At 43.1% G+C, this 11699-nt stretch carries 13 protein-coding genes; 9 read left to right on the forward strand and 4 right to left on the reverse strand.

Annotated elements, in window-relative coordinates; all coding sequences use genetic code 11:
• Positions 1–37: 37 nt before the first annotated feature.
• Positions 38–889: a 16S rRNA (cytidine(1402)-2'-O)-methyltransferase gene (gene rsmI, locus FG24_RS02380; protein WP_036300600.1), complete on the reverse strand. Its 852-nt coding sequence runs from the start codon at positions 887–889 to the stop codon at positions 38–40.
• 6 nt (positions 890–895) lie between these two features.
• Between rsmI and FG24_RS02385 the strand changes: the two genes are divergently transcribed.
• From FG24_RS02385 to FG24_RS02400, 4 genes are all read left to right on the forward strand, one after another.
• Positions 896–2518, forward strand: coding sequence for a penicillin-binding protein activator (locus FG24_RS02385; RefSeq protein ID WP_036300604.1), 1623 nt, complete (start codon positions 896–898; stop codon positions 2516–2518).
• A 9-nt stretch (positions 2519–2527) separates the two neighbouring features.
• A complete protein-coding gene (locus FG24_RS02390) occupies positions 2528–2887 on the forward strand; it encodes a YraN family protein (protein WP_036300606.1) in 360 nt (119 codons plus the stop codon).
• 69 nt (positions 2888–2956) lie between these two features.
• Entirely contained in the window at positions 2957–3526 is a 570-nt protein-coding gene (locus FG24_RS02395; RefSeq protein ID WP_036300608.1) for a BON domain-containing protein, read from the forward strand.
• 267 nt (positions 3527–3793) lie between these two features.
• Complete coding sequence (locus FG24_RS02400) at positions 3794–4111, forward strand: DUF3579 domain-containing protein (protein WP_036300609.1); 318 nt, start codon at positions 3794–3796, stop codon at positions 4109–4111.
• Between the two features lie 76 nt (positions 4112–4187).
• Here the strand turns inward: FG24_RS02400 and FG24_RS02405 are convergent, their stop codons facing one another.
• Entirely contained in the window at positions 4188–4664 is a 477-nt protein-coding gene (locus FG24_RS02405; RefSeq protein WP_036300611.1) for a TlpA disulfide reductase family protein, read from the reverse strand.
• A 169-nt stretch (positions 4665–4833) separates the two neighbouring features.
• On the opposite strand from FG24_RS02405, the gene FG24_RS02410 reads away from it, so the two are divergent.
• From FG24_RS02410 to FG24_RS02430, 5 genes are all read left to right on the forward strand, one after another.
• Entirely contained in the window at positions 4834–6405 is a 1572-nt protein-coding gene (locus FG24_RS02410; RefSeq protein ID WP_036300613.1) for a hypothetical protein, read from the forward strand.
• A gap of 235 nt (positions 6406–6640) precedes the next feature.
• The gene (trxA, locus tag FG24_RS02415; RefSeq protein WP_015832964.1) at positions 6641–6967 is read left to right on the forward strand and encodes a thioredoxin TrxA; all 327 of its coding nucleotides are present in this window, start codon (positions 6641–6643) and stop codon (positions 6965–6967) included.
• A gap of 156 nt (positions 6968–7123) precedes the next feature.
• A complete protein-coding gene (rho, locus tag FG24_RS02420) occupies positions 7124–8383 on the forward strand; it encodes a transcription termination factor Rho (protein WP_015832965.1) in 1260 nt (419 codons plus the stop codon).
• 119 nt (positions 8384–8502) lie between these two features.
• Entirely contained in the window at positions 8503–8745 is a 243-nt protein-coding gene (locus FG24_RS02425; RefSeq protein WP_019897248.1) for a type B 50S ribosomal protein L31, read from the forward strand.
• 144 nt (positions 8746–8889) lie between these two features.
• On the forward strand, positions 8890–10542 hold the full coding sequence (locus tag FG24_RS02430) for an ArnT family glycosyltransferase (protein ID WP_036300620.1): 1653 nt from the start codon (positions 8890–8892) through the stop codon (positions 10540–10542).
• 122 nt (positions 10543–10664) lie between these two features.
• Here FG24_RS02430 and FG24_RS02435 read toward each other — a convergent pair whose 3' ends face one another.
• Positions 10665–10883 (reverse strand): formate dehydrogenase subunit delta, encoded by a 219-nt coding sequence (locus tag FG24_RS02435; RefSeq protein WP_036300623.1) that lies wholly within the window; start codon positions 10881–10883, stop codon positions 10665–10667.
• A 21-nt stretch (positions 10884–10904) separates the two neighbouring features.
• Positions 10905–11642, reverse strand: coding sequence for a formate dehydrogenase accessory sulfurtransferase FdhD (fdhD, locus tag FG24_RS02440; RefSeq protein ID WP_235189709.1), 738 nt, complete (start codon positions 11640–11642; stop codon positions 10905–10907).
• Positions 11643–11699: the final 57 nt, after the last annotated feature.

Genomic DNA, 11699 nt, shown 5'->3' on the forward strand with positions numbered 1-11699 from the left:
TTCATATTCAATAGCTCTGATTCAATAGTACGGATGGTTATTCAGATTGCTGTTTTAACTGTAGTGCAAAATCGTATAAAACATTCTTTTTTTCATGGGTAATTTCTGTGGCCAGCTTCACCGCCTGCTTAAGCGGCAATTCTGCCAACAACAACTTTAATATGCGCACAGCCTCTTCAGGCATTTCTTCCGCGTCTTTAGTGGCGGCAGCCTCTATTAGCAGCACAAACTCCCCGCGTTGCTGATTAGTATCAGCTTCCAGCCAAGCGACTGCATCTGAGAGTCCACAACTGTAAATCGTTTCAAACGTTTTAGTCAGCTCACGTGCGAAAGTAATGCGCCGCTCGCCACCCAACACCGCACACATATCGGTAATGCTATCTACAATGCGATGCGGTGCTTCATAAATGACCAATGTCACAGTTTGTGTTTTTAGTGCCTCTAACGCCTTACGCCGCGCGGCGCCGCTTGCAGGCAAAAAGCCATGAAACAAAAATCCATTTTGCACGATACCGCTAGCCGACAGCGCTGTAATCACGGCACTCACACCAGGCACTGGCACCACTTTCACCCCAGCTTTACGCACTAGGTCCACCACCACAGCACCTGGGTCGCTAATGCCAGGCGTGCCAGCATCGGTCACCAGCGCAATACTCTCACCAGCATTGAGTTGTGATAATAGTTTTTCTGCGGATTGGTGCTCGTTATGCTCATGCACTGCAATCAGCTTCTTGCTAATACCAAAATGGCTGAGCAAGCCAGAGGTATGGCGCGTGTCTTCCGCTGCAATCGCATCAACTGCCTTCAGTGTATCCAACGCTCGCAAGGTAATATCTTGCAGATTTCCAATTGGCGTTGCGACAACATATAATATGCCTATAGGATACAAAATTTAATGACCAATAATTTAATAAACATCATTTTAGCAACATGCCTGCTTTTTGGCAGTTTAAATTTAGCCGCAGGGCAAATCACTACATCCAGCAATAAAGCTGAAGTGCAGTTTTTAGCAGGCGAAACCTGCCTTAAACAGGCCAATACTGCATGCGCCATGGTTGCATTGGCAAAAATACCAAGCAGCTCGCCCTACGCCAAACTATTACAAGGTGAGATTGCCTATCACAAGCAAGCGCTAGACCAAGCGCTGCAGCTACTATTGCCCCTACAGTCCGAAACACAATTCACGGCAGAGGCAAAAATCAGCTTACATCAATACTTGGCAAATGCTTTTGCGCAATTACAAAATTCAGAGCAAACCTTAGTACATTTATTACAGGTTGATACCGCCCTATCAACAACACCAGCAACACTACAAAAAAATGCTATCGCTTTAAACCATGAGCAAATATGGGGCTTACTCACCAAACTCAATCAAAATGAGCTGCTAGCTATCCGCGGCAACAACACTGACGAACACTTTCAAGGCTGGGTTGATTTAGCCTTGGCCGCAAAACATCAAGATCTGAACAATAGCCTAAAAACCTGGCAAACCAGCTATCAAGATCATCCTGCCCTCACCTTCTCCAACACCTTGCAAATACAAAACGCAGTACAAACGCTCAAGCTACCATCAGCCGATGATATTGTAATTAGCTACAAGCCAGCTTCTGATGCAGATAGTGCCAGAGCTGAGGCATTTAAGTTAGGGCTACACTCAGCACTTTCACATCATGGACTAAACAACACTATTCATGTCCATGCATCGACCAATGATGAAACAGACCATACCGAACAAAACGTATCCGCCATCGAGGCAGAGACACCGCTAGTGAACCCTTACCTCATCGTGCTACAGTTTGAGCAAGACGCTGATGAAGCTGAACCAGTTAAACATCAAGCACGCACCCACCAAACGCTAACCCTAGGCCTGCACTTACACGACGAAGCCGAGCAAATTGTTAAATTTGCCTTTAACAATGGGATTAGCCGGGTTGCGATTCTTACAACTGAGGACGAAAGCTCAGCAGAACGACTCAAATACTTCAACAGTGCATGGCAAAAAGCATTTAACTTGAATGAAGATCACCGCACCTTCAATATCATCACATTGCCACAACACATCACAGCCAGCGACCCAAGCTTGCTTGATATCCAAACAAAAATCAGCGAAAAAACCAACGATATGGTACTTTTAGCGATGTCAGCCGCTGATGCACGCACCATCAAACCATACCTTAATGTAGGTACACCTACCGTCGCATTTTCCAACTTACATGAAACATCGCCTGACCCTGCATTAAATGCAGTACGCTTTGTAGAGATTCCATTTTTATTACAATCTAATGCAGAACTCTCCATGCACCAAGACATCATTGCTCAACTAAATTCGAACGATTTATTGCGCTGGTATGCATTAGGTGTGGACGCATTACCCATACTGATTGCCACGCAGCAGTCTCGCGAAAAAGAAGTTATTCTGAATGGACTAACTGGAAAAATCAGCGTGATGCATGGCAAAGTTACACGCCAGCCATCAATGGCCAGATTTAGCTATGAAGGCATTACGAAAGAGCAATAAAGCTAAGGTATGTCCGAAAAACCACAAGCAAAACATATTACAGAAGGTCAGGCAGCCGAACAACTAGCTGCAACTTTTCTGCAAAAGAACGGACTTACACTATTAGAAAAGAATTACCGCTGCGTACATGGTGAGATTGATCTCATCATGCGTGATGGAAAAACACTCGTGTTTATTGAGGTGCGCTTACGAAGCAATGCGAAATTTGGAGGTGCTGGCATGAGCATCACCCCCAGCAAACAACAAAAACTTAGTCGTACTGCAGAACTTTATTTACAAACACATGGCGATAGCGCATGTCGTTTTGACGCAATTTTAATGCATGCGCTCGATACAACCGCAGTAGAATGGATAAAAGATGCCTTCTAAACTACAGCTAAACTCTAATTTTAATCATCAATCCGAATTAAATCACCAATCCATCAAAGGACGTTCATTATGAAACTACCCATTAAACTATTTGCCGCACTAGCATTAGCCTCTCAAATCAGCGCTTGCGTACCGGTTATTGTGGGCGGCGCAGCAGCAACAGGTGTCATGGCAGCAGATAGACGCACTTCAGGCATTTATGTTGAAGATCAAAATATTGAACTAAAAACCGTTAAAAAAATTCACGATACCTTAGGTGAAGAGGCGCACGTCAATGTCACTAGCTTTAAAGGCAATGTACTGTTATCTGGTGAAGTGCCTAATGAAAATGCAAAAACGCAGGCTGGCAACATTATTCTAGCCACAGAGAGCGTACGTAGCCTAACCAATGAAGTAGTCATTGGGCCTAAAACATCATTAAGCGCACGCGCAAATGACTCTTTCCTGACGTCAAAAATTAAAACACAATTTGTAACTGAGAATCGCTTTAGCGCCAATCACGTTAAAGTCGTGACTGAAAATAGCATTGTTTACCTACTAGGTTATGTCACACAAAAAGAAGCCGATGCTGCAGTAGAAATCGCACGCAATGTAAGCGGCGTGACTACCGTAGTAAAAGTATTCGAATACATGCCTTAAGCCATCGCAATAAACTTGGTGAGCAAGTGCACTCAACTGTGCAAGCTCACCATTACATCAAACTCGCCACTAAAATTATTTAATTTGGTTATTATTTAGTGGCGAATTTATCGATACATCCAATGATGAACACCCATCAGCAACTACAAAAGCCTCTCGATTATTCCCAAGCTTTTGAAACAAGTCGCATTTTCATCATGGCAGGCAATGTTATAATGTAAGTAATTATTACGCTGCGAATACAGCACAATCACTGGTAAATATTAAATGACTACAGAACACACAAATGCTCAAGAGCAACTTGAAGTTATCATCGAAGGTAACACGCGTGCAGGTAAACCATTCCGCCCTAGTGACTGGGTAGACCGCATGTGTAGCACCTACGCAACCTTTGGTGAAGATCGCAAGCTAAAATACTCACCATACTTAAAACCACGCGTAGTCAATGGTGTACGTTGCTTAGCTGTAGATTTAAAACTAAAAACAGTCAACCCAGAAGGTTACGCACAACTGATGCATTTTGCAGACGAAAACCAGCTAAACGTACTTGATAGCAATGGCAACAGTATCCCTGTGCCACACTAGCTAAAGATTACTCAGCACAAAACCTTGTGCACATCTCAATAAAAGTGTGCACAAGGTTATCACAACTTAGCAACCCTCAACGCGCGTTGCCAGACTTCATTAGATTTTCTACATACAACTTCGTCACAACACCGCGCTTTATTTTCACCAACTTGCCCTTCGGGTTGTAAATAAAAGTGGTTGGCATCACATCCGCCGCACCAATCTGCTCAATAACGCTATCATCACCCAGCACAATCGGATAAGACATCAGCATGTCGTCCACATACTCATTAACCTCTTTCACGTCTTTATAGTCAAACACCACACCTAACACGACAAGGTCCTTTTGTTGATGCTGGTCATACAAATTAACCAGATCAGGCACCTCTTCCAGACATGGCGGACACCACGTCGCCCAATAATTCACTAATACCCACTTCCCTTTGTACTGAGAAAGTTGATGTTGAACTCCCGCCATATCCTTAAGTAAAAAATTAGGTTTCGCAGCCACATCAGCATACGAGAAGCAACTCAGTAGCAACATCAACAAACCTAATAAAAACTTATTCATAAATCCACCATAAAAACAGCAACATACTATTTATCAATCAAGAATATACAAACTAGCAAAAACATTTTTTTAGATGTATGCTATTCGTAACGTATTGTTTATACTAATCTTCACATAAGCAATATCATACAATCATCCACACACATAAATTGATTGCAAAAAAAATAATATGGCATTAAACCTCAACATTCCAGTATTGCTAGAACATCCAGTATTTATTGCCGAAACACGCCCTCAGAAAATACACCAACTGTTACAAGAACTTAATACACAAGACCCCGTTGATATTGCCACGCATTTACACAATGAGTTGGAAACACTTAATCGTCAGAAAGTTTCTCCCAACCAAAGGATGCAAGCATTAGACTGCTATCGCACCCTAATCATCAACACAACAAACGCACTTGCATCAGACTACATCAATGCGACGCTACCTCTCGAAGACAAAGCAAAATCTGCCGCGCTGGCTTGTGAATCACTATGGTTAGAACTTGGCTACGGCTACAAACTTATATTAATCGACTTACAGAACCAACTCATCAAATTACGCACAGATAAAAACTCAGCTATCGCTATTCAGCGCGCCATGCATGCCATCGCGCAACACGCATTAGTTCACTATCAAACTTATCTGACCCCGCCCAATCATATTTGGAGCGACTTACATCAACTCTACTTTTGCGCCGCTAAACTTGGCATCATGCATACGAACATTCAAGATGATTCGGCTCAATTAAAAACTAAAACCTACGCACATTTACTGACTTCAATAGAAGACACTTACAAGCACACGCTACTCATGAGCTTGTCGCAGCCACATCACTTAATACAGCAAGACATCAGTGCAATTGCAGATTACTTAGCACACCATGTTAGCACCGCAAGAGTCACCGCTATCGAACCTTTAGAAAACAGCTCGGGTGCTTTCATTATCAATTTAACATCAGATGCTCCCCCAACCCCGTACAGCAAGCAGAAATCTGCACCTAATCCAGACTCAGAGCTACTGCTGCACACCATAGACCTTATTCGCGATATTCATGAAGACCTTAATAAGCTTCAAAATCGCACTATCCCTGTCAATGGCAGCATTAGTGCAGATGCAAACCATAATGACTATATGGAACTACTTGCATACCTCATTACAAACTGGGGCATCTCACCTAAACGTGTTTTTAGTCGCTCAGCTAAAAATGGCGACATTGAGCTCGTTGCAGGCATGGACGATATTCACAACATCATTAATGCTACGAAGGCTAGCACCGACAGCAGTAACTTAGCCCTTAACGCTACTCACGTCACACCGTCACGCTGGAAAATATTAAACATCAGCGCAACCGGCATATCGATTAGACGCTACCACAATGCCGAAAAAAACATTAAAGTTGGTGGGTTGGTTGCACTCAGAGGAAAGCACGAACAACAATGGTCAATAGGCTTTGTAAAATGGGCCAATTGTGGCACAAGAGATCGCCTAGATATCGGAATTCAGTTGATTGCACCTTATGCAGACAGTGCAATCGCAAAGATATTTCAGCACAGTACCAACAATAACATCCTAGTACTGCCAGAAATTACAGCCGTAAAACAAGCAGCAACGATCATTGCTCCAAGAGGCACTTATATCAACGGTCGCCAACTGACATTTACGTGCAATCAAAAAACTGAGCAGGTTGCGCTTAATAAGTTAATAGAAAGAACCCATGACGTTGAGCGCATTCAATTCAATGTCATTAAGTGAACGTAGGCTAACTGTAACAATCTATCTCATGATAGAAATGGTTTATGACATGCGATGAGTTGCGATTCAAATCACATTCAACCACTTACGGCACCTCTCAACATTTACTACACCACGAAATAATATAAAATTTAAATCTTACTGGGCATCATTTAGACTTCACTAAAACATTTTTTTTCGTTACGATACACATTTTCAAGTATTATTAGTCATATTCAATTTAAAGGTTTTTTCTATGAGCGAACACATCACACACCTTAGCGATGCAAGTTTTGAACAAGATGTTCTACAATCGCAAATTCCAGTGCTAGTAGACTACTGGGCAGAGTGGTGTGGCCCATGCAAAATGATTGCACCAATTCTTGATGAGATTTCAAAAGAATATGCTGGCCGTATCAAAGTTGCTAAACTAAACATTGATGACAACCAACAAACACCACCTAAATATGGCATTCGTGGTATTCCTACACTCATGTTATTTAAAAATGGTAACGTAGAAGCAACTAAAGTTGGTGCGCTATCTAAATCGCAACTAACAGCTTTTATTGACAGCAACATCTAAACCCATTACGCTTAGCATAAATCAAGCGCTTGGTTTTAAACACGTAAAGCTTTAAAACCAAGCACCACCCCCTTCAGGCAACAAAAACTTAGCCTCTGGCATTTAAATCTAAAGCCTTACATTATCTCTACACACATCTTGTTCTAGCGAGACCTCATGCATCTATCAGACCTCAAACATCTACCCGTTACAGAATTAGTAGAAATGGCCATTGCCAACGAAATCGACAATGCCAGCCGCATGCGAAAACAAGATTTAATTTTTGCCATTCTAAAAAATAAGGCAAAAAAGGGTGAAAGCATTTTTGGAGATGGCACTTTAGAAGTTTTACAAGATGGCTTTGGCTTTTTAAGATCACCAGACACCTCTTATTTAGCAGGTCCTGACGATATTTACGTCTCACCATCTCAGATTCGCCGCTTTAATTTACATACTGGCGACAGTATTCAAGGTGAAATTCGCATCCCTAAAGATGGCGAGCGTTACTTTGCTTTAGTTAAAGTGGACATGGTGAATGGCGAGGCGCCTGAAAACACCAAACATAAAATTCTGTTTGAAAACTTAACGCCTTTATTCCCTACCATTCCACTTACGCTAGAGCGTGATATCAAAGGTGCGGAAAACATTACTAGCCGCGTCATCGATATGATTGCGCCAATTGGTAAAGGTCAACGTGGCCTGCTGGTTGCCAGCCCGAAAAGCGGCAAAACGGTGATGATGCAAAACATTGCTCATGCCATTACCGCCAACCATCCTGATGTAATTTTAATCGTACTGCTCATCGATGAACGTCCTGAAGAAGTGACAGAAATGACACGCTCAGTCAAAGGCGAAGTGGTTGCTTCTACGTTTGACGAGCCAGCGACACGCCACGTGCAAGTTGCCGAAATGGTGCTGGAAAAAGCCAAACGTTTGGTTGAGCATAAAAAAGATGTAGTGATCTTACTAGACTCTATCACGCGCCTAGCGCGCGCATACAACACTGTCATCCCATCATCAGGCAAAGTGCTTACTGGTGGCGTGGATGCCAACGCATTGCAACGCCCTAAAAGATTCTTTGGTGCAGCTAGAAATGTTGAAGAAGGTGGCTCACTCACCATTATTGCTACTGCGCTGGTTGATACCGGCTCACGCATGGATGACGTTATCTATGAAGAGTTTAAAGGTACCGGCAACATGGAGATTCATCTTGATCGCCGCATGGCAGAAAAACGCCAGTACCCAGCAATCAACGTCAATAAATCTGGCACACGTCGTGAAGAGTTGCTAATCGAAAAAGATGTACTACAAAAAATCTGGGTATTACGCAAACTACTCTATCCGATGGATGACCTTGAAGCGATGGAGTTCTTGTTGGACAAAATCAAGTCAACTAAAAACAATGCGGATTTTTTTGACAGTATGCGTAGAGGCTAACTCCTTTACACCAAACAATTTTTCTTGCATAGCGTCAGCAATGTAAATATAATGCTGAGTTATCGCAAAAATTTGCAACATATGCCGTATCGTTCGGCAATCAATAAGAGGCTATTATTATGAAAGATGGAATTCATCCAGAATACCGTGAAGTTGTGTTTCAAGACATTGGTGCTGACTTTACTTTTTTAACTCGCTCTACTATCCACGCAAGAGACACAATTAAGTGGACTGATGGTAAAGAGTACCCATTGGTTAAAATTGAAGTATCTTCAAAATCACACCCGTTTTACACTGGTAAACAAATGATTCTTGATACGGCTGGCCGTGTTGATAAATTCCGTAAAAAATACGGTATGTAATCAAAAAGTTACGAACCTGCTTGCAGATTATCGTTCATCAAAAGGCAGCTTAGGCTGCCTTTTGTTTTAGTATGATGTTTATCCAACTCTCTTGCTCATATAAAATGAGCACACCTCAATGATGCAGATACCGAGCTAATCAATATGCGCTTCCAACTTGATCACGACTGGCAAGGCAATATGTCTACACCTCGCGCACGCATAGGTGAGAACGCAAAATCACAATTACTCATCCTCTTATCTATTATTTGGATTTTTCTTGGCCTTATCGGCCACACACCATGGAAGCCATTAGAAACGAGTAGCATCAGCATCGTTAAGGACATTCTAGACAACGGTCATTTAATTGCACCTTTAGCTGCCAACCAAACACTGTTAGATTTACCCCCGCTCTACCACCTCTCTGCTGCAGGTAGTGCCAAGCTATTCAGTCCATGGCTGGATATGCACGACGGTGCTCGCCTCATTAATGCATTCTGGATGTCTATTACATTATTGATGGTAGGCATGGCTGGTCGCGAACTGTGGACTCGCGGTGTAGGTCGCTACGCGACATTTATCATGATAGGGACTATCGGCCTTATTTTAAATGCTCACAGCCTCAATGCCGAAGTCGCTACGCTCACTAGCACTGCAACAGGTTTTTATGCATTTGCACTGTCAAAGCGCAGACCATGGAGGGCAAGTGTGCTGTTGGGCGCTGCAATTGCAGTGGGATTTTTGTCCAAAGGATTATTACCAGCACTTATTTTAATCGGTACAGGGGTATTGTTAGGACTGACCTTTAGTCACTGGCGCACAAAGAGTTTTGCAATATTTTTCAGCACTGCACTTTTGGTCGCAATTCCTTTTGTCGCTTTATGGCTAGTTCCTTTTATATTATATTTTCCTGGCTTATTTCACGCATGGCTTAAGGCTGAGTTAACCAACTTCAATCACTATAACTATGTTTACTTTTTTAAAATACTCATCTGGTATGCATGGCCTGCCTTACCCTTAGCATTGTGGAGTCTATGGCGCTACCGCCTGCAACTGCTCGGGAAACCAAGATTTCAGCTGATGCTTGTTTTCTTTATTTGCAGCTTAATTGCGCTAGGTGCAGGTGCCGATAATAGGGACATCAACGCACTAACCTTGCTATTACCACTAGTTGCACTTGGTGCTGGTAGCGTTGACCATCTGAAACGTGGCGCTGCATCAGCCCTAAACTGGTTTGGCATCTCTTTATTTGGTTTAGCAGGTGCACTCATCTGGCTTGGCTGGTTTGCAATGGTGGCGGGCTATCCTAGCAAAATCAAAGAGCGCATGCAGTTTTTATCTGGCTCCGACAATGCCGACCTAAGCATTATCAGCCTAACGCTTGCTATCACTATCACTAGCATCTGGATTTTCACATGTGTAAGAGCGAGACAAAGCAACCGTGCTGCGGTGACTAACTGGGCTGTAGGCATGACGTTTGGATGGGGCTTGCTGATGACGCTATGGCTACCATGGATCGATAGCGCGAAAAGCTATATGCCAGTATTTAAAAGCCTGCAGGAATCGATGCCGAGCAGCACCTCTTGCATTAACAGCCTTAATATTGGGCAGTCACAACGACTGCTATTACACTACTACACTAATCTTCAACTAGAGTCTCTCGGTAGCTCCCAATCGGCTAACTGTGACTTTTATCTGATTCAAGATGAAAGAGGCTTAACAAGAATGCAACCAGCGGACGAATGGAAGTTAATCTGGCAAGGAAAAAGATCTGCTGACAGAAAAGAAAGCTTTAGACTTTATCAGCGTCAGCAATAAAAAAGTCGACCTGTATTAGCTGCTTTCCTTATCCAAAAACTGCATCCTTATGTCAGCAGTTTTTGGATGAGCACCCAAGTCAATGCATACTAAAGTGTTTATAACTGCAAATGGGCTTAGGCTTACAACTGCAAGTGCGCTTTGATTGCGCTCTGAACTTTTAGATGCAACCCTACTCCACCCTGAACATTCACATACTCTGCAATTTGCTTACGCATCGGTAACGCCCAAAAGCGATTGAGATGCCCGGCAATGTCTTCCTGAGCATGACTCTGATTCGGATAAGACTCGTAAAAATCACCGATCTGATTCGCCATTGAAATTAAACGTTGGATATCCATATACTCTAACTTTTCTATCTCTTATTGTTTCAAAATTCTTTCGCCGTGACTATAAGCTACATACCTATTCTCGCGCGCAAAACCTAGTAAAGTTAAGCCACATTCTTTTGCTACACGTACAGCCAATCCTGTGGGCGCTGATACGGCAACCAACAAACTGACGCCAGCACTAGCTGTTTTCTGCACCATCTCAAAACTGGCACGACTCGTGGTGATAATAAAACCATCTCGAGCAAGCTCAGACTTGACACTACTTTTTTCAAGCGCACCAACAAGTTTATCAAGCGCGTTATGTCGACCAACATCTTCACGCACAATACTCAATGTGCCATCAGCCAACGCGTATGCGCTAGCATGCGTTGCGCCTGTTTGCTGCTGCAACACCTGCCTTGCTTGCATAGCGTGTAATGCGCGCATAATACTTTCCGCAGCAAATGCAGATTGAGACATTAAGCGCTGAGGGTAACGTACGGCCTGAGCCAAACTTTCTGCACCACACAAACCACAACCAGTCTTACCTGCTAATGTACGGCGCCGCTCTTTCAACTGCACAAAACGTTCGGTCGCAATCTCACAATGCAACTCAATACCATTATCTCGCACTTGAACATCGATATCGTATAACTCGCTAGCACTCTCGACAATGCCTTCAGATAGCGAAAAACCCAATGCAAAATCATCTAAGTCTTGGGCTGTTGCCAACATGACAGCATGAGAAACACCGTTATAAACTAATGCAACCGGCGTTTCTTCTGCCAAGCAATCCGAGGCTAGCTGTAGCTTTCCATCTTGCCACTGCTCAACCTCGAACTGACT

This window comes from Methylotenera sp. L2L1 (genome assembly GCF_000744605.1).
In the GTDB taxonomy this organism is placed as follows: Bacteria; Pseudomonadota; Gammaproteobacteria; order Burkholderiales; family Methylophilaceae; genus Methylotenera.